The sequence below is a fragment of the Scandinavium sp. M-37 genome (assembly GCF_043558715.1).
GTDB classification, from domain to species: Bacteria; Pseudomonadota; Gammaproteobacteria; order Enterobacterales; family Enterobacteriaceae; genus Scandinavium; species Scandinavium vulneris_A.
Genome location: NZ_JBIGIN010000001.1, coordinates 1 through 19,756, shown reverse-complemented (window position 1 = coordinate 19,756; position 19,756 = coordinate 1). Strand labels below are relative to the sequence as shown.

Sequence of the window (19,756 nt, the reverse complement as noted above, 5' to 3'; positions counted from 1 at the left end):
GTAACGACTCCGGTCAGCCATCCTCCAGGAAGGGAGATGGTGCAAAAACAGAAGTCAAAAGCATGACATCAATCACAAAAAAACAGAAGTAAACAAAATGGCAAAAGTTTTTTGCGAATTTGATAACAATCAGAAGGGATATGTGAAGGAGGAAGAGGTCTCTCCCTCCGGGTAAATCAGTGCAGTACGGCGGTCAGCCCGGCGGCCACGATCACGGCCAGAGCAATTACGGTCGTCATTAAAGAGAGCTTCAGGTCGGTACTCATCAATTTTTCTCCTTTTAATCCCCACAACAAAAGTGAGCCTGCTCATTTTTGCACAATCATACGCAAAAATCTCGCAGGTTTTCGGCGCATAACGATTTTTCTCTTTCCCTTTCCGTAAGAATCAGACAAAATTCCACGCTAATTTAAAAGCGTAGCAGCCATTGACCCCCTCCCGTCGTTCTGTGTCGTTTCCCGGCGTACCGCAATTCAAATGAATTGTATCCAGGGTGTGTAAAGGCAAACGTTTTCGTGTCGATAATCAGGCGTAAGGAAAGGGTCTGGAGTGAGAACGAATGGCAACAATTAAAGATGTAGCGAAACGCGCAAACGTTTCCACTACAACTGTATCACATGTAATTAACAAGACTCGCTTCGTAGCGGAAGAAACCCGCAACGCGGTATGGGCAGCCATCAAAGAGCTGCACTACTCGCCAAGCGCCGTGGCGCGCAGCCTGAAGGTCAATCACACCAAGACTATTGGCCTGCTGGCGACCAGCAGCGAAGCCGCTTATTTTGCCGAGATCATTGAAGCCGTTGAGAAAAGCTGCTTCGAAAAAGGCTATACCCTGATTCTGGGTAACGCCTGGAATAACCTCGAAAAGCAGCAGGCGTATCTGTCGATGATGGCGCAAAAACGCGTCGATGGTCTGCTGGTGATGTGTTCTGAGTACCCGCAGTCGGTACTCGACATGCTGGAAGAGTATCGCCACATTCCGATGGTGGTAATGGACTGGGGAGAATCAAAAGCCGATTTTACCGACTCCGTGATTGATAACGCTTTCCAGGGCGGCTATCTGGCCGGACGTTATCTGGTCGAACGCGGTCACCGAGAAATTGGGGCGATCCCTGGCCCAATGGAGCGCAACACCGGGGCGGGTCGTCTGGCGGGCTTTATGAAAGCGATGGAAGAAGCGCAGATTAACGTGCCTGAAAACTGGATCGTGCAGGGCGACTTCGAGCCGGAATCTGGTTATCGCGCAATGCAGCAGATCCTTGCGCAACAGCCGCGCCCTACCGCCGTCTTCTGCGGCGGCGACATCATGGCGATGGGTGCCTTGTGTGCCGCTGACGAGATGGGTTTACGCGTGCCGCAAGATATCTCCGTTATCGGTTACGACAATGTGCGCAACGCCCGGTTCTTTACCCCAGCGTTAACCACCATTCACCAGCCAAAAGATTCGCTGGGCGAAGCCGCTTTCGACATGCTGCTCGACAGGATCGTCAACAAACGTGAAGAGTCGCAGTCGATTGAGGTGCATCCGCGTCTGATCGAACGCCGCTCGGTGGCCGACGGTCCGTTCCGCGACTATCGCCGCTAATCACCTCTCAGGGGCCGGTTATTCCGGCTCCTGCAACCACTCTTTATTCAGCGTTTCGCTGTCCCCCAGATAGTCCAGCAGCCAGCTTAACGCTGGTGACATATCATTTTGTTGCCAGGTCAGGCAACACGCCGCATCCGGGAACGGATTTTCCAGTTCCAGCGCCACCCACTCACCGCTATCGATGTACGGTCGGGCAAAGTGCGTAGGCACCATTCCGGCGCATAAACCGGCAGATAAACAGGTCGCGGACGACTCCCAGTCCGGCACGACAATCCGTTTCTGGTTATCCAGCAGCCAGGTGATGCGTTTGGGCAATGAGCGTGAGGTGTCTTCGCGCACCAATGATGGCCAGGTGCGCAACACGTCATCACTCAGCGGACCGCGCATTTGCGCCAGCGGATGTCGGCTGGAGACCACACAGTTCCAGCTCAGCATTCCCATATCGCGAAACGCGTAACGTCCCCCGACCGGGATCGCCTGTGTGGCACCAATCGCCAGTTCGACACGCCCGTCGGATAACGCATCCCACACGCCGTTGAACACTTCCTGGAACACGCACAGTTCGACGTCCTGAAAGTGGCGATAAAAATCGACAATCAATTGCCGGGTGCGCTCCGGTCGAACAATGTTATCCACGGCAATCGCCAGACTGCCGCGCCAGCCGTTGGCAATTTGCTGGCACTGCTGGCGGGTGATCTGCATTTTTTTGATAACAGATCGCCCCTCCTTCAAAAACCACGCCCCCGCGGGCGTTAATTCGACGTCGCGATGCCGTCGTTCAAACAGTGGAACCGCCAGCCACTCCTCCAGCTGACGGACGGTATAACTGACCGCAGAAGGCACACGGTGCAACTCCTGCGCGGCGGAGGTGAAGCTGCCGTTACGCGCCACGGCGTCCACGACTTCAAGCGAATATTCTGACCACATAGGCTGCCTACAAAAAATTTGATTCCATCAGCCAAATATTAGCGTTTCACAAGCGAAGTTGCACTCCCTACACTCTGCTGCCATGTACACCTGCGACGAGAAATAAAATGAACAAGCTTCCTGGTAAAGGATTTTTATGCTGGCTAGCGGGCCTGAGCGTGCTCGGTTTTCTGGCGACCGATATGTATTTGCCCGCTTTTGCGGTAATTCAGAATGACTTACAGACACCGGCGGCAGCCGTTAGCGCCAGCCTGAGCCTGTTCCTGGCCGGATTCGCGTTTGCCCAGCTGCTGTGGGGACCGTTGTCCGACCGATATGGTCGGAAACCCATTCTGCTGACCGGGCTGGCCATTTTTGCCATCGGCTGTATCGGCATGCTGTGGGTAAGGGACGCCACCACGCTGCTGGTGCTGCGCTTTATTCAGGCCTTCGGCGTGTGTGCCGCTGCCGTCACCTGGCAGGCGATGGTGACCGATTACTATCCGGCGGAGCGCACTAACCGCATTTTCGCGACGGTGATGCCGCTGGTAGGGCTTTCCCCGGCGTTGGCTCCGCTGCTCGGGAGTTGGATCCTGCACCACTTCGAATGGCAGATGATTTTCGCCACTCTGTTTGCCATTACCCTGGTACTGATGATCCCGGCCCTGCGTCTGAAAAAGCCAACGCAGAACGTGCCGCATAAAACCGAGAAAGCCCTGACCTTTATGACCCTGCTTCGCTCTCGCGATTATCGTGGCAATGTGCTTATCTATGCCGCCTGCTCCGCCAGCTTCTTCGCCTGGCTGACCGGTTCACCGTTCATTCTTAACGCTATGGGTTATGGCCCAACGGTGATTGGTCTGAGCTACGTGCCACAAACCATCGCCTTCCTGGTGGGGGGTTACGGCTGTCGGGCCGCATTGCAGAAATGGAACGGCCAGCAGATGTTGCCGTGGCTGTTACTGGCCTTCGCGGTGAGCGTGGCGGGGACCTTTGCGGTAGGCCTGACCGCAGGCAGCTCCCTGACCGCCCTGCTGATCCCGTTCTGCCTGATGGCAATGGCCAACGGCGCGATTTACCCTATCGTAGTGGCTCAGGCGTTACGTCCGTTCCCACAGGCGACCGGACGTGCGGCAGCCCTGCAAAACACCTTACAGCTCGGCCTGTGCTTCCTTGCAAGCCTGGTAGTCTCCACGTTGATTGCCACCCCGCTGCTGACCACCACCAGCGTGATGCTGTTCACCGTGCTCCTGGCGGGTTGGGGATATCGGATGCAGTATGTTGCGCAGCGTGATGAAAATGAAGGCGCAGCGCGCGAATCACACGCATAGTGTCGGTAGCAACTATGTAACAACTCAGTCATTAGTTTGCTAAGAATTTTTTATTGAATCACTCATTTTTGCGGCCTATACTGATTCTGCATTACATAATTACGATAAATATGAACAATTAACGGGGGAACGGATCTCCCCCGTTTCCCCACGGATGGCCTTTCGGCAAGGGATATCTCCCTTCCTCTGTTCTACGTCGGATAGCAGACTCACGGCAACGTCCGTGAGAGTTCTCACATAACCAAAAAAGCGTCTACGCTGTTTTAAGGTTCTGATCACAAGCCGCGTGATGGAGAAGCTATGAGTTCATCGTGTATAGAAGAAGTAAGCGTGCCCAATGATGACTGGTATCGAATCGTCAACGAAATGTTGAGTCGGGCCGGTATCAGAATTAATGGTTCCGCCCCCTCAGACATCCGGGTTAACAACCCTCTCTTCTTTAAGCGCGTGCTACAGGAAGGGTCACTGGGATTAGGCGAGAGTTATATGGACGGCTGGTGGGAATGCGAACGTCTGGATCTGTTTTTTCAGCACGTTCTTCGTGCCGGACTTGAAAGCCAACTCCCCCGCCACCTCAAAGATACGCTACGTGTCGCAGGCGCCCGCCTACTCAATTTACAAAGTAAAAAACGTGCCTGGATAGTCGGCAAAGAGCATTATGATTTGGGCAATGATTTGTTCAGTCGGATGCTTGATCCGTTCATGCAATATTCCTGCGCGTACTGGAAAGAGGCGCAAACCCTCGAACAGGCGCAAGAGGCCAAGCTGGATCTCATCTGCCAGAAACTTCAATTGCAGCCTGGAATGCGGGTACTGGATATCGGCTGCGGCTGGGGCGGGCTGGCGTATTACATGGCGAAAAACTACGGCGTCAGCGTGGTCGGGGTGACCATTTCTGCCGAACAGCAAAAAATGGCCCAGGCGCGTTGTGAAGGGCTGGACGTGCAAATCCTGTTGCAGGACTATCGAGATTTGCAGGACCAGTTCGACCGCATCGTATCTGTCGGCATGTTTGAACATGTCGGGCCAAAAAATTACGCCACCTATTTTAATGTGGTAGACCGTAATCTGAAACCAGACGGCCTGTTCCTGCTGCACACCATTGGGTCGAAAAAAACGGATAATAATGTCGATCCGTGGATCAATAAATATATCTTTCCGAACGGCTGCCTGCCCTCGGTTCGCCAGATTGCTATCGCCAGCGAGCCGCACTTTGTGATGGAAGACTGGCATAACTTCGGCGCCGATTACGACACCACGCTGATGGCCTGGCATTCTCGTTTTATAAATAGCTGGCCGGAAATTGCTGACAATTATTCAGAGCGTTTCAAAAGGATGTTCTCGTATTATCTGAACGCCTGCGCAGGGGCATTTCGCGCCCGTGATATTCAGCTTTGGCAGGTGGTTTTCACGCGCGGTGCCGAGGGCGGTTTACGCGTCGCACGCTAAAAAAACAAACCCCGGCAAGCCGGGGTTCTTTTTATTCTTCCGCGCTAAGACGCTTTATCGCCGATTCTTTCGCGGCCAGTACGCGCTCAACCGTATCGACCACCGCCTGGGTTTGCGGATCAATCTCGATATTCACCTTCTCGCCTAACTTCTTCTTGCCAAGCGTGGTGCGCTGCAATGTTTCCGGGATCAGATGCACGCAGAAACGGGTCGGTGTGACTTCCCCTACCGTCAGGCTAATGCCATCAATACCAATAAACCCTTTGTACAGGATGTATTTCATGAGGGTCGGATCCTGAACCTTAAACCATATCTGACGGTTATTTTCAGAGGTCAGGATTTTCGCAACGTCGGCAGTGGTCATAATATGGCCGGACATCAAATGGCCGCCAATCTCATCGTTAAATCGCGCCGCGCGTTCAACGTTCACCACATCACCTTCTTTTAACTCGCCCAGGTTGGTAATGCGCAGCGTCTCTTTCATCAGATCAAAACTGATGTGACTGCCGTTAATTTCGGTCACCGTCAAACAGCACCCGTTATGCGCAATGGACGCCCCGGTTTCAATTCCGTCGAGCATATGCTCCGGCATTTCAACCACATGGGTGCGAAAGTTCGGTTTTTCGTCGATGGACACAATTTTTGCCGTGCCCTGAACGATTCCAGTAAACATGCCATTAACTCCTGTCTCTAAATCATCACCGTCTTTTATATCCCGAACAATAACAGTTGCGATTGTACCTTGCCAGTCAGGTAGTGCTCCCTGCCATTTTTTGACTGGCTTAATACCCATTACTCGCTACAATATATTCGAAAATTCCTCTGCTCTTTCTTCTTGCTGCCCGTGTTGGCGGCTTTGTTAGTCTCTTCAACAATAACAATCAATAAAAGGTATTCACCCGTGCAAAAGTACGTTATTGAAGCGCGCCAGCTTCTCGCGCTGGCCATCCCGGTCATCATTGCGCAGGTGGCGCAGACCGCAATGGGCTTTGTCGATACGGTCATGGCGGGGGGGTACAGCGCCACCGATATGGCCGCCGTTGCCATCGGCACCTCTATCTGGCTCCCGGCCATTTTATTTGGTCACGGCCTGCTGTTGGCCCTGACGCCGGTGATTGCCCAACTGAACGGTTCAGGTCGCCGCGATCGTATCGGGCACCAGGTTCGCCAGGGGTTCTGGCTGGCCGGATTTGTTTCAGTGCTGGTGATGGTTGTCCTGTGGAATGCCGGTTATATCATTCGCGCAATGCATAATATCGATCCTGAACTGGCGGATAAAGCCGTCGGCTATTTGCGCGCGCTGCTCTGGGGCGTGCCGGGCTATTTGTTCTTCCAGGTATGCCGTAATCAGTGCGAAGGGCTGGCCAAAACCAAGCCGGGCATGGTGATGGGCTTTATTGGTCTGCTGGTGAATATCCCGGTGAACTACATCTTCATCTACGGTCATTTTGGGATGCCAGAACTGGGCGGCGTCGGCTGCGGCGTGGCAACGGCCTCGGTGTACTGGGTGATGTTCTTCGCGATGATTTCCTGGGTGAAACGCGCCCGTTCGATGCGGGATATTCGCACCCATGAAGGCTTCGGCAAACCCGACTACGCGATTATGAAACGTCTGGTGCAGCTCGGTCTGCCAATTGCTCTGGCGCTGTTTTTCGAAGTCACGCTGTTCGCGGTAGTGGCGCTGCTGGTTTCGCCACTTGGGATTATTGACGTGGCCGGGCACCAGATTGCCCTCAACTTCAGTTCACTGATGTTCGTGCTGCCGATGTCGCTGGCGGCGGCGGTGACTATCCGTGTCGGCTTCCGTCTGGGACAAGGCTCGACGCTGGATGCGCAGACTGCCGCGCGTACCGGGCTGGGGGTTGGCGTTTGCATGGCGGTCATGACCGCGATTTTCACCGTCACCCTGCGCGAACATATCGCCCTGCTGTATAACGACAATCCTGAAGTGGTGACCTTAGCCTCGCAGCTGATGCTGCTGGCGGCGGTGTACCAAATCTCCGACTCGATTCAGGTTATCGGCAGCGGGGTGCTGCGCGGTTATAAAGATACCCGCTCCATCTTCTTTATCACCTTCACCGCCTATTGGGTGCTCGGCCTGCCGAGCGGTTATATTCTGGCGTTAACCGACATCGTGGTGCCGCGGATGGGCCCTGCGGGGTTCTGGATGGGCTTTATCATCGGTCTGACCTCCGCCGCGATCCTGATGATGCTGCGGATGCGTTTCCTGCAACGTCAGCCGTCAGCCATTATTCTCGCTCGCGCGGCACGTTAATCCGCAAACAGCCGCTTCACGGCGGCTGCTTTATCATCAGTTTGTGCAGTGTTTCCGCAATCGCGTGAAATCAGAAAGAAAAGTGGCAATTGCCTCTTGCCACTTCCCCTCCCTGCCGCTAATATTCGTCCCCGTTGTGCGTCCGTAGCTCAGTTGGTTAGAGCACCACCTTGACATGGTGGGGGTCGGTGGTTCGAGTCCACTCGGACGCACCAATGCGTTTATAGCTCAGTTGGTTAGAGCACCACCTTGACATGGTGGGGGTCGTTGGTTCGAGTCCAATTAAACGCACCATCCTTTTGTGCGTCCGTAGCTCAGTTGGTTAGAGCACCACCTTGACATGGTGGGGGTCGGTGGTTCGAGTCCACTCGGACGCACCATTCATGTTTTTCCTTCGTTTTGCCCTTTCCCATCGTATCTTGCCTGTTAGCGGACGTTTAACCCTATTCACTCTCAGACATTGCGAGCAGCTTTCTCTTCAGCCCCAGATCATCCCGGACGCCAAACTTGCGCATAATGTTACGCTTATGACTGCTGACCGTTTTCTGGCTACGGAACAAGGCTTGCGAAATCTCTACCCCACTCTTTCCTTCACGAATGAAGCCCAGCACCTTACTTTCCGCCTCGGTCAATAGGATTATCTCTTCTGAGGGTGCAACCTCAGTTGTGACTTCACGAATGAACGGGCTGAGGAATCGTTTATGGCGCATACTCGACTCGATAATATCGCGGAAATGAAAAACGTGCTCATCGACGCACAGAATAGAACAGCGGGTTTGTTCATACACCTGCTTGATTATCCGACGCTGCGACGCATGCACCAGGATAAGCATTCGCGGCCCCGAAACCGGAAAAGATTCAAGATACACCGATTGTTGTGCAGTTAAATCCAGAATATAGAGATGAGGTGCCGGCTCACTTTCCACCATGCCCGTCTCCATTGACCATGTCCAACCTGGATTCATTCGTGCCAGTTGTTCGAATCCATGATTAATGGCATCAAGCCAAATTGTCGGGCGAGAAAGAGAGCATATATTATAACGGGCCATAACTTTTCCCTGGATGATACATTGACGTTACCTGGACTATTTCAGTCAGCATTTCAAGCCATTGTGCATGCGTATTTATATTTAATGCTTCGCAGATATTATGCTTCCACGAGAAAATGGTTTTGTAACTGCATTGACGCGTCTCCGCCATTTCCCGAGAGGACAATCCTGAAGCAAATTGCAGTAAAATATCCAGCTCGGTGAGCGTAATGCGTCTAGGGTGCAGCACCGTGGCATGTTGTCGGTTCAACGCAGCCCTGGCAGCGAGCAGTTCCTGCACCGCAGGCCGTAACGCCATTGCCAGACAGGTCTCATCGATAATCTTTCCGACGTAAAGCGTGTTTAATAATTTACGCACCCACGGATATTGCGCTGGGATCCAAACGAGGGTTTTAACTTTCATGGCTTTAACTTCACGAATGAAGCGTAACAGGTCGCTGAACCTGTCACCTGCCCCGCCAATACCAACGAGCAGGATTTTATTATCGGCGGTACTGCTGCGAACATATTCAGCTAAATGGGGTAACGATTGAAACGTCTGCAGGGTAGCGTTTTCCTCTGTCACTAAATGTGTGACAACCGTTCGCAACAACATTCGGGGTTCGTAGAGAAAGAGCGCTGGCACAGTTATTCATCCTTGATTACAACATCACACTAAGAAATTGATTACCGGTGCCAGAATAATCGAATCATCGGATGATGAGAATGTGAAAGAGTGTCCAATAGTGGATCAGAAAACTGCTGCCCGATGCTTTGTCACAGTTAATGATTAAATTACCTCGCCCGCACTATCCACGACACTTGTTGTGTTTTGGTGGCTGGCACATGCGTCCGTCGACGATAAGAACCTAACGCCTCCGGCGTGCAATAGGTGCAGGTTTCCAGCCAGTCGATATTGTCAGCTTTTATGCCTGCCTCCCGTAATTCCAACTGACAAAATGCCGGTAAATCAAACCACAGGCTGTTCTCCTCCCGGGCCTGCGCGCTGTGTGCGTTTTGCCCGTGCGGCGTGTCGGAGAATAAGCGCGATTGATGCTGCCGCACGCGTTCCGCGGCAGGCGTTGCCAGCAACGCCTGATAAAAGCCGCCAGACACCTCATAACAGCAGGGGCGAATATGTGGCCCGACCGCGACAATAATGTCGTCTGCGCTGACGCCCGCCGCCGCAAACTGTTTCACACTTGTCTGCACAATACCCTGCGCCGTCCCGCGCCATCCGGCATGTACGCTGGCAATAAACTGCCCGTCGCGGGACGCCATCAACAGCGGTAAGCAATCGGCAGTGAGTACGCCAATCTGCTGTGCCGTCATCGCGGTAAACACCCCGTCAACATGCGGTCTCTCAGTGGGCGTCTTGGTGAAGTTAAGGATGTCCGTGCCGTGAACCTGCTTGATATCGACGATTTGGGATTTGTCGAACGCGGTAGATTCATGCACATCGAGGAAGGCGTGGCGAACGCCGGGAACGTCTGCCAGTAAGCGAGAAAAATAGGCCATTGTCGTCTGTCAGTCTGATGTCACAGACCTTAACCGTAATCCAGCGACGCCGTCCCGACAAGTCAGATGGCATCGCTGGCAACGATTAATTACAACACCTTACTGAGAAACGATGCGGTACGCGGGTTCTGCGGCGCACTGAAAATTTGTTCCGGCGTCCCCTGCTCCTGAATAATACCCTGATCGATAAAAATCACCCGGTCAGCCACTTCACGGGCAAAACCCATTTCGTGGGTGACAATAACCATCGTCATCCCTTCACTGGCCAAATTCTTCATCACTTCCAGCACATCGCCCACCAGCTCGGGGTCCAGCGCTGAAGTCGGTTCATCGAACAACATAATGGACGGCTGCATCGCCAGCGCCCGGGCAATGGCCACACGCTGCTGCTGGCCGCCAGACAGGCTCGATGGCCAGGCATCGCGCTTATCACTCAGCCCGACTTTAGCCAGCAGCCCTTCGGCAAACACCGTGGCCTGCGCGCGGGACATCCCCCGCAACGCCATCGGAGCCATCAGCAGATTCTCGAGCACCGTCATATGCGGGAACAGATTGAAGCGCTGGAACACCATGCCCACGCTCTCACGCATCTTATTGAGATCGGTCTTCTGGTCGTGCACCGGGAAACCGTTGACCAGCACTTCGCCTTCGCTGACCGACTCCAGCGCGTTCATGCAGCGCAGGAAGGTGCTTTTCCCCGAGCCCGACGGCCCTATCACGCAGACCACTTCCTGGGGCTGGATATCGCAGTCGATCCCGCGCAGAACGTGGCTGTCGCCAAAGTGTTTATGCAGATTTTTAATGTGAATCACTTTTGCCAAACCTCTTTTCCAGACGGTTAACCAGCTGAGCCAGCACGAACGTAATCACCCAATACACCACAGAAATGGTCAGATACGGTTCCCAGTAGGTCGCATATGCACCAGAAACCGTTCGCGCGGCATAGGCCAGATCGGCCAGACCAATCGCCGAGGCCAGCGAGGAGTCTTTGACAATCGCAATCGCGTTATTGCCCAGCGGCGGCAGAATGCGGCGAAACGCCTGTGGCAGGATAACCTTGCGCATGGTCTTCCACCACGGCATCCCAAGCGCCCTGGCGGCTTCCATTTGTCCTTTATCGATAGACTGAATACCTGCGCGGAAAATTTCCGAAACGTAGGCACCCGCATTGAGCGTGATTGCCACGATGCAGGATAAAAACGCGCCGTAGTTGGAACGCAGTTCGCGAGCGAGATCGCTGCTCATTATCCCACCGGTAACCAGCAGTCCATCACGCGGGTTAATGAACAACGGCACCAGCGCAAAGTGCACCACCATGATTTGCACAAACAACGGCGTGCCGCGAAACGCGCTGACATAAAAACGCACCGGAAATTGCACCAGATAACGCAAAATATATTTCCACGGCCCGTGTTCGGCCTTCGCCATCCGTCCGAGGCCCAGCGTCAGGCCCCAAAGGGTGCCGAGGATCACGCAGATAATGGTGCATTTGAGGGTCATTATCGCGCCGTCGATAAACAGCGGACCGTATTCCTCGATAATTTCCCAACGGAATCCCGTCATAACTTATCCCTGAAAAAAGACGGCGATCGACATCATTAATGGCGACCGCCGTGAAAGCGAAAAACGATTACTGCGCAGGCAGTGTCGGCACGTCTGCGTCGAACCAGGTCTGGTAAATTTTGGCGTAGGTACCGTCAGCAACGATTTTCTTCAGGCCAGCGTTAATTTTGCCGAGCAGTTCGCTGTTGCCTTTGGCTACGGCGATGCCGAAATACTGGCGTTCAAATTTGGCGTCTGGCACCAGTTTGAACTGCTTTTCCGGATGTTGTTTGATGTAGTACTTGACCACACCCACGTCGCCAACCGCCGCGCTGACGCCGTCTTCAAACAGCTCCTGCAACATCAGCGGCGTGTTGTCGAAGCGCTTAATGGCGGTGCTGTTTTTGCCCAGCACGTCCGATACCACGATATCGCCGGTGCTGGAGTTCACCACCCCAACCTTCTCGGTTTTCAGCGCCGCCAGCGAACTGACTTTTGAATCTTTAGGCACCACAATCGACTGTTCGGCCGGGAAGTATGGCGCTGAGAAATCGACCATCTGCTTACGCTTGTCGGTGATGGTTATCCCGGAAATGATGATGTCACGGTCGCCAGAATTGAGGGTCGCAAAAATGCCTTCCCACGGGGTATTGACCAGCTTGATGTCGAAGTTTTCGGCTTTAGCGATAGCCTTGATGACGTCAATATCGAAGCCTTCTAACTGCTTCTGATTGTTTTCAAATTCGAACGGGCGATAGGTGCCACCGGCGCCGACGACGTAGGTTTCTGCTGCTGCCTGTGCGCTTGCTGCCAGAGCCGCCGTCAGGCAACAGGCTTTAATCCATTTGCTAATCATACAACCACCTTTTTATGCATTTAATGTGCATAAAAATACATAAGTTATCGGGCATATGCAACAGATGAAATGCGTTATAACGCTGAGCTATATCCATTCAGCCTATTCCTTGATTTCAGCGTGCTGGCGCAGCTGTTCCGGCGTGGCAACCGGCAGATCAAAGAAGCGCAGATAGGCGGGGATCATTTCAAACAGCATGTCAGTCCCGCGCTGGACCTGGCAGTCTCGTTCCATCGCCGCCTGCAAAAACGGTGTCCACGTCTGGCTCATAACCACTTCCCCGACAAAGGTGCCCGGCAGCAGTCGATTGGTATTCAGCGGGAGCGGATCGCCCGGCGACATGCCTAAAGGAGTGGCATTGACCACCAGCGAGTGCCCCTGCGGGTCTTTTTTCATCAGCGTAACGTCCAGCGTCGGATAGTGGCGTAACAACCGCATCGCCAACGCCTGGGCGCTACTCTCTTGGGTATCAAACAGCGTCAGGGCTGGCACGCCGGCCGCCGCCAGCGAGGCCGCAATCGCGGAGCCGACGCCCCCACAGCCGACCACCAGCGCTCGGGCATTATCCGGCATGAATCCTTTGCGCAGGATGCCCTGCACAAAGCCGTCGCCATCAAACATGTCTCCGGTCAGCGACCCATCCTCTTCGCGCCGAATGGCGTTACAGGCTCCAGCGATCGCCGCCGTCGGGGTAAGCTGCTGCACCAGCCCGGCGGTGACCACTTTATGTGGCATGGTCACCAGCGCGCCGACCAGATTAGTCAAGGTAAACAGCGTCGGCACGAAGGCGGCAAACGCCTCCGGTCGCACGCCCATCGGCACCACTTTGACATCGACGTTTTGAGCCGCCAGCCACGGGTTGTAAATCATCGGTGCCTTAAAGTTTTCTGTCGGCCAGCCGAGATGCGCTATCAGGCGTGTGTTTCCGGAAATGGTCATCAACTGCTCCTTAATCCTGCGGTTCCGTGAGTTCGATGCGTTTTACATCGCCAAGAATGAAGACGTACGCCACGACGCCGAGCAGCGCGGCACCGCCGATGTAAATCAGGGCGTAGAAGAAATTGCCGAAGGCGGCGACGATGAAGCCAATCACCAGCGGCGTGAGGATCCCCGCCAGATTGGCGCAGAAGTTAAATAGCCCGGCGGTGAGACCCCCCAGTCCGCGTGGGGCCATGTCGGAAATCAGCGTCCAGCCGAGGCCGACCATGCCCTGACCGAAGAAGGCAAACGACATCACCAGAATCACCGCGGTGTCGCTGTGTAGCCAATTCGCACCGATGATACAGCTCGCCATCAGCAGGCCGACGATGATCGGCAGCTTGCGCCCAAGGTTAGCCGAACCGGTGGCTTTCAGCAGTTTGTCCGACACCCAGCCGCCAAACATCACCCCACCGGCTGCGGCGAGGAACGGCAGAATGGCGAAGAAGCCGACTTTCAACCACGGCATGTGGCGTTCGGTCGCAAGCCAGGTCGGGAACCAGGTCAGGAAAAATACCAGTACCGTATTGCCCGCAAACTGGCCAATACTGGCCCCAACAATCTGACGTTTGCTGAGCAGTTGACGTATCAGCGGCCAGCTGAACTGGGTTTTCTGCGCGGTGGCGGTGTGGATCCCGCCACCTGCCGCGATGTAGTCATGCTCCTGCTGGCTCAGGCGGCTGTCTTCATGCGGCTCGCGATACAGCCGCCACCAGGCGATGGCAAATAAAATGCCGACCGCGCCGACGCTGATAAACAGCGCGCGCCAGCCGAAGCTGCCCATTATCCAGAACAGCAGCGGCGAGAAGCAGGCCAGCCCAAGATATTCTCCGACGGTGTACACCGCTGTGGCTTTGGCCCTTTCCTGCTGCGGGAACCAGGCGCTAACCACCCGGCTGTTGACGGGGAAACACGGCGCTTCGCTGATGCCGAGCCCGAAACGGCACAGCAGTAACGATTTAATGCCCACCGCCATGCCGTGAAACAGGGTGAATAGCGACCACAGGGTCAACGAAAGAAAATAGGTGATTTTATTGCCAAAGCGATCAAGGAACAGACCGCCGGGAATTTGTGCCAGGGCGTAAGTCCAGGCGAAGGCGGAAAAAACGAGCCCCATAATCGCCGCATTGATGCCGAGTTCCTGCGTCAGTTCCGGCGCGGCGATACCGAGCACCGTACGGTCGAGATAGTTGATCATGGTGCCCACTGCCAGCAGGGCCAGAATACCGATTCGACGCCGGGTACGGCGTACAGCAGTCACCGCTTCCGCGGCCACTACGTGGTCATGGCTGTATGTGCTCATAGTGTTTCCTGTCGTTGTAGGGTGCAGATGAATGTTGTTATTTTCACTCCGCCAGCTGAACCTTCTGGTTCAGTCTGGTTTACTCACTGTACTGCATCGCCGACAGACGCACGGCCGCATTGACCGCGCCATACTGCGCGTAGCCGTTTCGTCGTTCGGTTAACTCAAAGAAAAAACGTCCGGCGCTAAACGGGCGGGTATAAACATGTAAAAATTCGCCACCGCTGCCGTCGCGGTCATACAGGATCTGCTGACGTTGTAAGGTTTCAGCCTGCTCGCTGTCGCCAAATCGCGCGCGCAAATCATCATAATAGTTAGCCGGGATCGGCAATGCCAAGGCGCTGCCCGAGGGTAACGCATCGAGTGTGGCGGGTAAGTCCGCGCAGGCGAATGCCGCATGTTGCAGCCCAGCGCCCTGATAACAGGCTACCGAGCGGGCTATTTGTGTGGCACGGCTTTGGGATATATTCAGCGCCAGACGGATCTCCCCCTGCGGGCTGTGTACCGCCAGGCTGCGCACCAGCCCGTATGGATCCGGCATCGTTTGCTCGTGTTCGAGGGTGAAACCAAACACGGTGCGGAAGAACATCACCCAGTTATCGCGACTGTCGGCCTCCATGCCCAGCGCCAGGTGATCGATGCCGAGCAGGTTATTCGCGGAATCGGTTGGCAGTAATTCAAAATCACGGGCATAGATATCGTCGCCCTCTTCGACCAGGTAAATCAGGCTACCGTCGGGGGCACAGACCGCAGGGATCGTACTTTCATTCGGCCCGACGTCTCCTTGCCAGGTGGCATAACCATACGCTTTGGCCCTGGCGATGATGGCCGCGCTGTCGCTCACCCGCAGCGCGATGGCACACAGGGAAACGCCGTGGCGTTGCCAAAAATGGTCTGCCCAGGAGTGCGGTTGATGGTTGACCACCACCCGCGCCCCGCCGTTTTGCCACAGGCTCACTTTCTTACTGCGGTGAGTACCCTGTTGTTGAAAGCCCATCTGACTCAGGCTTGCGCCCAGCTTTTTAGCCTCTGCGGGGCTGGTGGCAAATTCAATAAACTCAGGGCCGTGAAACTGCGGTAGCTCAGGCAGTGAGACCAAGTCGGCGTCAGTGTGCGGCAGCTGCTGACGGGTTTGTTCTTCCAGCCACAGCAGTGAACGGTAGCCGTCTTTGGCGGTGGCTCCATTGGGTGAGGCGCGAAAACCGTCGTTGAATACCTCCAGCGACCAGGGTCCGCGATAGCCGCGCTGGGTTAATGCCCTGGCAAATTCCACCACCGGCAGTTCACCCTGGCCGGGGAAGCAGCGGAAATGACGGCTCCACTCCAGCACGTCCATTTTCATTACCGGCGCATCGGCCAGTTGCAGGAAAGTGATTTTCTCGACCGGCACCTCATCCAGGCGGGCGAGCGTGTCGCCCAGCGCCAGCACGTGAAAACTGTCGAGTACGATCCCCATCGCCGGGCTATCGACCGCTTTCACCCGCTGCCACGCCTGATGCCAATGGTTGACATGGGTGCCCCAAGCCAACGCTTCGTAACCGACCTTAATTTTTTCACGCTCGGCGAGTTCGGCAAGCGCACGCAGGTCGCTGATTTGCAGGTCGATGTCGGGACTGGTATCGGGAGCAACGCTGCTGCACAACAACAATGTGTCGCAGCCAAGCTGATGCATCAGCTCAAATTTACGCCGGGCGCGTTCGAGGTTGGCGGCAAACTGGCTACGATTCGCCCCTTCAAAATCACGAAACGGCTGAAAAAGCGTGATCTGCAAACCGAGATCGGCGGCCATCTGTCGGATATCCGCCGGCGAACCGGTATAATAGAGCAGATCATTTTCAAAAATTTCAACGCCCTGATAGCCTGCATCGGCAATAGCGCTGAGTTTTTCCGGCAAGGTGCCTGATATTGAGACGGTTGCAATGGAGCGCAGCATAGTTTCACCTGTCATGATCCACGGGGAAATTGAATATGAATCATTTGGTTCATTCGCGCCATTGTTCGTTGCTAATTTGTGATCATTGTGTGTATTTTTTGTTCTTTATAAGAAGCTGGAGTTGCCATGTCCGTTGTTGCTAGCGATGTTGCTCACGATGAAGCCCAGAGCCTGAAAGAGAAAATTTTTGCCGCCGCCATCGCGGTGTTTGCCGAGCATGGACTGGCTGGGGCGAGAATGGAACAGATAGCGGGAGAGGCGCAAACCACCAAACGCATGGTGGTTTACTACTTCAAAACTAAAGAGCAGCTTTATCAGGCGGTGCTGGAGCACGTTTACGCCCGTATTCGTGAGAACGAACAACAGCTGGGACTGGAAAATTTGCCGCCGGTGGAAGCCCTGGTGCAGTTGGTGAAATGGAGCGTGGCCTATCACGCCAGCCATGCAGACTATATGCGGGTTATCTGCATGGAAAATATGCAGCGCGGAAAGTGGCTGAATGCTTCCGGCTTACTCAAGCCGCTGAACAAAAGCGCGCTGTCGATTCTGGAAAACATCCTTCAGCGCGGCCAGCACCAGGGGATTTTCCAGCAAGGCATGGAAGCCCGCGACGTACACCGGTTGATCAGCAGCTTCAGCTTCTATCAGGTGTCGAATTTTTACACCTTTAACAGCCTGTACCTGGAAGGTCCGTTGCCGGAAATCGACGATCCCCAGCTGGTGGCGCATCACAGCGATATCGCTGTGAAAGCCGTGTTACGCTTTGTCATTGCCTGACAACAACTTTACTGCCCTGCCAGGGCAGTGATGACCCGCTCCATCGCTTCGCGAGTCAGCTCGGTGCGTTTGATTTTCTGATTCGCCAGCGAGGTGCGTACCACGCCCGCAATCACAATGTGTTTCGGCTCCTGACCGAGGTCCCGCATCTCCAGCACCACTTTGCCCACGACGCGACACATCTCCTGATACAGCGCGTCATCTTTGGTCTGACTACCCATGCCACTTCCCTCTAAGTCATTAATTTTAAATTCATTACTGATAATAGCGTTTTTCAGGGAAACTTTCGCCTTTTGATTCTGTTACAACGTAAAGATCAAGAAGTAGGGATTTTGTTAACCGCTATCGTCTTGTTCTGAAACAGCGTTTTCATTTTCCTTTTTACCCGTAACCTCGTATAATACGCATCTATTCTTTCTTGAATGGTTTCAGCGCATTGGACTGCACAAAAAATAGCTTAAAACTTCATCCTTCCTCTGTAGCTGGCAACCAGGCTCACTTTCCTCTGCACGCTTATTTGATGTCACCTATCCTTATCTCGTGGCATCGCAACTTTCGTAATACAGGTTTGATTTCGGGGCCGTGCGCCCAGGATCCAGATTCCCATTTCCTTCTCTCTCAACTTGAAGACTAAGACTGTCATGAAAAAGACCAAAATTGTTTGCACCATCGGTCCAAAAACCGAATCCGAAGAGATGCTGACCAAAATGCTGGACGCCGGCATGAACGTCATGCGTCTTAACTTCTCTCACGGTGACTATGCTGAACACGGCCAGCGCATTCAGAACCTGCGCAACGTAGTCAGCAAAACCGGTAAGAAAGCCGCTATCCTGCTGGATACCAAAGGTCCGGAAATCCGTACCATCAAACTGGAAGGCGGTAATGACGTCTCCCTGAAAGCAGGCCAGACCTTCACTTTCACCACTGACAAAACCGTCGTGGGTAACAGCGAAATCGTTGCTGTCACCTACGAAGGCTTCACCACTGACCTGAGCGTCGGCAACACTATTCTGGTTGACGATGGTCTGATCGGCATGGAAGTCACTGCCATCGAAGGCAACAAGGTTATCTGTAAAGTGCTGAACAACGGCGACCTTGGCGAAAACAAAGGCGTTAACCTGCCGGGCGTGTCCATCGCCCTGCCAGCGCTGGCAGAGAAAGACAAACAGGACCTGATCTTCGGTTGCGAACAGGGCGTTGACTTCGTTGCCGCTTCCTTCATCCGTAAGCGTTCAGATGTGCTCGAAATCCGTGAACACCTGAAAGCCCACGGCGGCGAAAACATCCAGATCATCTCCAAAATCGAAAACCAGGAAGGCCTGAACAACTTCGACGAAATCCTCGAAGCGTCTGACGGCATCATGGTTGCACGTGGCGATATGGGTGTTGAAATCCCGGTTGAAGAAGTTATCTTCGCGCAGAAGATGATCATCGAAAAATGCGTACGCGCACGTAAAGTGGTTATCACCGCGACCCAGATGCTGGATTCTATGATCAAGAACCCACGTCCAACCCGCGCTGAAGCTGGTGACGTTGCGAACGCCATCCTCGATGGTACCGATGCAGTCATGCTGTCTGGTGAATCCGCGAAAGGTAAATACCCGCTGGAAGCCGTGACCATCATGGCCACCATTTGCGAACGTACTGACCGTGTGATGACCAGCCGCCTGGACTTCAACAACGACAGCCGTAAGCTGCGTATCACTGAAGCGGTATGTCGCGGTGCGGTAGAAACGGCTGAGAAACTGGAAGCGCCACTGATCGTTGTTGCGACCCAGGGCGGTAAATCTGCTCGCGCTATCCGTAAATACTTCCCGGATGCCACCATCCTGGCGCTGACCACCAACGAACTGACCGCGCGTCAGCTGGTGCTGTCTAAAGGCGTTAACGCTCAGCTGGTTAAAGAAATCTCTTCTACTGATGATTTCTACCGTCTGGGTAAAGAAGTGGCTCTGCAGAGTGGTCTGGCTCAGAAAGGCGACGTTGTCGTGATGGTTTCTGGTGCTCTGGTCCCAAGCGGAACCACCAACACGGCGTCCGTTCACGTCCTGTAATTATTTTCTTTTGACTTAATTTTCACAAAAGCGCCCTCGTGGCGCTTTTTTTTGGTTCATCGCGGTTAAGCGTGAATCAATAGAAAACGGCGGTAAAAGTGGTTAGTTTTGTATTCGCCAAAACACTAACCAGCCACTCAACCGCCGTCTGCCATGAATGCTAATCTTTCTTCCCTCTTCTGGGAAGGTTTCACTGTTGATTCCTTCACTCATCCTGC

General features: G+C 54.2%; 19 protein-coding genes and 3 tRNA genes. 9 read left to right on the top strand and 13 right to left on the bottom strand.

The window, feature by feature from the left end:
- Positions 1–176: 176 nt before the first annotated feature.
- On the bottom strand, positions 177–266 hold the full coding sequence (locus tag ACG0Z5_RS00110) for a YnhF family membrane protein (protein WP_159767815.1): 90 nt from the start codon (positions 264–266) through the stop codon (positions 177–179).
- A 293-nt stretch (positions 267–559) separates the two neighbouring features.
- On the opposite strand from ACG0Z5_RS00110, the gene purR reads away from it, so the two are divergent.
- The gene (gene purR, locus ACG0Z5_RS00105; RefSeq protein WP_394444731.1) at positions 560–1,585 is read left to right on the top strand and encodes an HTH-type transcriptional repressor PurR; all 1,026 of its coding nucleotides are present in this window, start codon (positions 560–562) and stop codon (positions 1,583–1,585) included.
- Positions 1,586–1,603: 18 nt separating this feature from the next.
- On the opposite strand, the gene punR is transcribed toward purR, so the two are convergent.
- Positions 1,604–2,515 carry a DNA-binding transcriptional activator PunR gene (gene punR / locus ACG0Z5_RS00100; protein WP_394444730.1) on the bottom strand — a complete coding sequence of 304 codons (912 nt, stop codon included), beginning with the start codon at positions 2,513–2,515 and terminating at the stop codon, positions 1,604–1,606.
- A gap of 107 nt (positions 2,516–2,622) precedes the next feature.
- On the opposite strand from punR, the gene punC reads away from it, so the two are divergent.
- Both punC and cfa read left to right on the top strand, forming a co-directional pair.
- Positions 2,623–3,825 carry a purine nucleoside transporter PunC gene (gene punC / locus ACG0Z5_RS00095; protein WP_394444729.1) on the top strand — a complete coding sequence of 401 codons (1,203 nt, stop codon included), beginning with the start codon at positions 2,623–2,625 and terminating at the stop codon, positions 3,823–3,825.
- Between the two features lie 300 nt (positions 3,826–4,125).
- Positions 4,126–5,274 (top strand): cyclopropane fatty acyl phospholipid synthase, encoded by a 1,149-nt coding sequence (cfa, locus tag ACG0Z5_RS00090; RefSeq protein ID WP_319630560.1) that lies wholly within the window; start codon positions 4,126–4,128, stop codon positions 5,272–5,274.
- A 31-nt stretch (positions 5,275–5,305) separates the two neighbouring features.
- Here the strand turns inward: cfa and ACG0Z5_RS00085 are convergent, their stop codons facing one another.
- Entirely contained in the window at positions 5,306–5,947 is a 642-nt protein-coding gene (locus ACG0Z5_RS00085) for a riboflavin synthase subunit alpha (RefSeq protein ID WP_394444728.1), read from the bottom strand.
- Positions 5,948–6,175: 228 nt separating this feature from the next.
- Between ACG0Z5_RS00085 and mdtK the strand changes: the two genes are divergently transcribed.
- From mdtK to ACG0Z5_RS00065, 4 genes are all read left to right on the top strand, one after another.
- Positions 6,176–7,549 carry an MdtK family multidrug efflux MATE transporter gene (gene mdtK / locus ACG0Z5_RS00080; RefSeq protein ID WP_394444727.1) on the top strand — a complete coding sequence of 458 codons (1,374 nt, stop codon included), beginning with the start codon at positions 6,176–6,178 and terminating at the stop codon, positions 7,547–7,549.
- A gap of 138 nt (positions 7,550–7,687) precedes the next feature.
- Positions 7,688–7,764 (top strand) — tRNA-Val (locus tag ACG0Z5_RS00075).
- A gap of 2 nt (positions 7,765–7,766) precedes the next feature.
- Positions 7,767–7,843, top strand: a tRNA-Val gene (locus ACG0Z5_RS00070).
- A 9-nt stretch (positions 7,844–7,852) separates the two neighbouring features.
- Positions 7,853–7,929 (top strand) — tRNA-Val (locus tag ACG0Z5_RS00065).
- Between the two features lie 63 nt (positions 7,930–7,992).
- Here the strand turns inward: ACG0Z5_RS00065 and ACG0Z5_RS00060 are convergent.
- The 9 genes from ACG0Z5_RS00060 to ACG0Z5_RS00020 all read right to left on the bottom strand — a co-directional run bounded on the left by ACG0Z5_RS00060 (position 7,993) and on the right by ACG0Z5_RS00020 (position 16,707).
- Positions 7,993–8,598 carry a helix-turn-helix transcriptional regulator gene (locus tag ACG0Z5_RS00060; protein ID WP_394444726.1) on the bottom strand — a complete coding sequence of 202 codons (606 nt, stop codon included), beginning with the start codon at positions 8,596–8,598 and terminating at the stop codon, positions 7,993–7,995.
- A complete protein-coding gene (locus ACG0Z5_RS00055; protein ID WP_394444725.1) occupies positions 8,585–9,223 on the bottom strand; it encodes a helix-turn-helix transcriptional regulator in 639 nt (212 codons plus the stop codon). Before ACG0Z5_RS00055 ends, ACG0Z5_RS00060 begins: the two co-directional genes overlap by 14 nt.
- 149 nt (positions 9,224–9,372) lie before the next feature.
- Entirely contained in the window at positions 9,373–10,095 is a 723-nt protein-coding gene (pgeF, locus tag ACG0Z5_RS00050; RefSeq protein WP_394444724.1) for a peptidoglycan editing factor PgeF, read from the bottom strand.
- Between the two features lie 89 nt (positions 10,096–10,184).
- A complete protein-coding gene (locus tag ACG0Z5_RS00045) occupies positions 10,185–10,907 on the bottom strand; it encodes an amino acid ABC transporter ATP-binding protein (protein WP_394444723.1) in 723 nt (240 codons plus the stop codon).
- On the bottom strand, positions 10,894–11,658 hold the full coding sequence (locus ACG0Z5_RS00040; RefSeq protein ID WP_394444722.1) for an amino acid ABC transporter permease: 765 nt from the start codon (positions 11,656–11,658) through the stop codon (positions 10,894–10,896). Before ACG0Z5_RS00040 ends, ACG0Z5_RS00045 begins: the two co-directional genes overlap by 14 nt.
- Before the next feature lie 67 nt (positions 11,659–11,725).
- Entirely contained in the window at positions 11,726–12,493 is a 768-nt protein-coding gene (locus ACG0Z5_RS00035) for a basic amino acid ABC transporter substrate-binding protein (protein ID WP_319627477.1), read from the bottom strand.
- A gap of 102 nt (positions 12,494–12,595) precedes the next feature.
- The gene (locus ACG0Z5_RS00030) at positions 12,596–13,432 is read right to left on the bottom strand and encodes a shikimate dehydrogenase family protein (RefSeq protein ID WP_394444721.1); all 837 of its coding nucleotides are present in this window, start codon (positions 13,430–13,432) and stop codon (positions 12,596–12,598) included.
- 10 nt (positions 13,433–13,442) lie between these two features.
- Positions 13,443–14,774, bottom strand: coding sequence for an MFS transporter (locus tag ACG0Z5_RS00025; protein WP_394444720.1), 1,332 nt, complete (start codon positions 14,772–14,774; stop codon positions 13,443–13,445).
- A gap of 79 nt (positions 14,775–14,853) precedes the next feature.
- A complete protein-coding gene (locus tag ACG0Z5_RS00020) occupies positions 14,854–16,707 on the bottom strand; it encodes a bifunctional sugar phosphate isomerase/epimerase/4-hydroxyphenylpyruvate dioxygenase family protein (RefSeq protein WP_394444719.1) in 1,854 nt (617 codons plus the stop codon).
- 126 nt (positions 16,708–16,833) lie between these two features.
- On the opposite strand from ACG0Z5_RS00020, the gene ACG0Z5_RS00015 reads away from it, so the two are divergent.
- Positions 16,834–17,484: a TetR family transcriptional regulator gene (locus tag ACG0Z5_RS00015; protein ID WP_394444718.1), complete on the top strand. Its 651-nt coding sequence runs from the start codon at positions 16,834–16,836 to the stop codon at positions 17,482–17,484.
- A gap of 8 nt (positions 17,485–17,492) precedes the next feature.
- On the opposite strand, the gene fumD is transcribed toward ACG0Z5_RS00015, so the two are convergent.
- Entirely contained in the window at positions 17,493–17,705 is a 213-nt protein-coding gene (fumD, locus tag ACG0Z5_RS00010; protein ID WP_394444717.1) for a fumarate hydratase FumD, read from the bottom strand.
- Positions 17,706–18,125: 420 nt separating this feature from the next.
- Here fumD and pykF point away from each other — a divergent pair, with 420 nt between their 5' ends.
- Entirely contained in the window at positions 18,126–19,538 is a 1,413-nt protein-coding gene (pykF, locus tag ACG0Z5_RS00005; protein ID WP_394444716.1) for a pyruvate kinase PykF, read from the top strand.
- Positions 19,539–19,756: the final 218 nt, after the last annotated feature.

Bases quoted from the DNA above. Each gene is read 5' to 3' on its own strand.
- ACG0Z5_RS00110 (WP_159767815.1), bottom strand. From the start codon at position 266: ATGAGTACCGACCTGAAGCTCTCTTTAATGACGACCGTAATTGCTCTG.
- purR (WP_394444731.1), top strand. From the start codon at position 560: ATGGCAACAATTAAAGATGTAGCGAAACGCGCAAACGTTTCCACTACA.
- punR (WP_394444730.1), bottom strand. From the start codon at position 2,515: ATGTGGTCAGAATATTCGCTTGAAGTCGTGGACGCCGTGGCGCGTAAC.
- punC (WP_394444729.1), top strand. From the start codon at position 2,623: ATGAACAAGCTTCCTGGTAAAGGATTTTTATGCTGGCTAGCGGGCCTG.
- cfa (WP_319630560.1), top strand. From the start codon at position 4,126: ATGAGTTCATCGTGTATAGAAGAAGTAAGCGTGCCCAATGATGACTGG.
- ACG0Z5_RS00085 (WP_394444728.1), bottom strand. From the start codon at position 5,947: ATGTTTACTGGAATCGTTCAGGGCACGGCAAAAATTGTGTCCATCGAC.
- ACG0Z5_RS00060 (WP_394444726.1), bottom strand. From the start codon at position 8,598: ATGGCCCGTTATAATATATGCTCTCTTTCTCGCCCGACAATTTGGCTT.
- pgeF (WP_394444724.1), bottom strand. From the start codon at position 10,095: ATGGCCTATTTTTCTCGCTTACTGGCAGACGTTCCCGGCGTTCGCCAC.
- ACG0Z5_RS00040 (WP_394444722.1), bottom strand. From the start codon at position 11,658: ATGACGGGATTCCGTTGGGAAATTATCGAGGAATACGGTCCGCTGTTT.
- ACG0Z5_RS00035 (WP_319627477.1), bottom strand. From the start codon at position 12,493: ATGATTAGCAAATGGATTAAAGCCTGTTGCCTGACGGCGGCTCTGGCA.
- ACG0Z5_RS00030 (WP_394444721.1), bottom strand. From the start codon at position 13,432: ATGACCATTTCCGGAAACACACGCCTGATAGCGCATCTCGGCTGGCCG.
- ACG0Z5_RS00025 (WP_394444720.1), bottom strand. From the start codon at position 14,774: ATGAGCACATACAGCCATGACCACGTAGTGGCCGCGGAAGCGGTGACT.
- ACG0Z5_RS00020 (WP_394444719.1), bottom strand. From the start codon at position 16,707: ATGCTGCGCTCCATTGCAACCGTCTCAATATCAGGCACCTTGCCGGAA.
- ACG0Z5_RS00015 (WP_394444718.1), top strand. From the start codon at position 16,834: ATGTCCGTTGTTGCTAGCGATGTTGCTCACGATGAAGCCCAGAGCCTG.
- fumD (WP_394444717.1), bottom strand. From the start codon at position 17,705: ATGGGTAGTCAGACCAAAGATGACGCGCTGTATCAGGAGATGTGTCGC.
- pykF (WP_394444716.1), top strand. From the start codon at position 18,126: ATGAAAAAGACCAAAATTGTTTGCACCATCGGTCCAAAAACCGAATCC.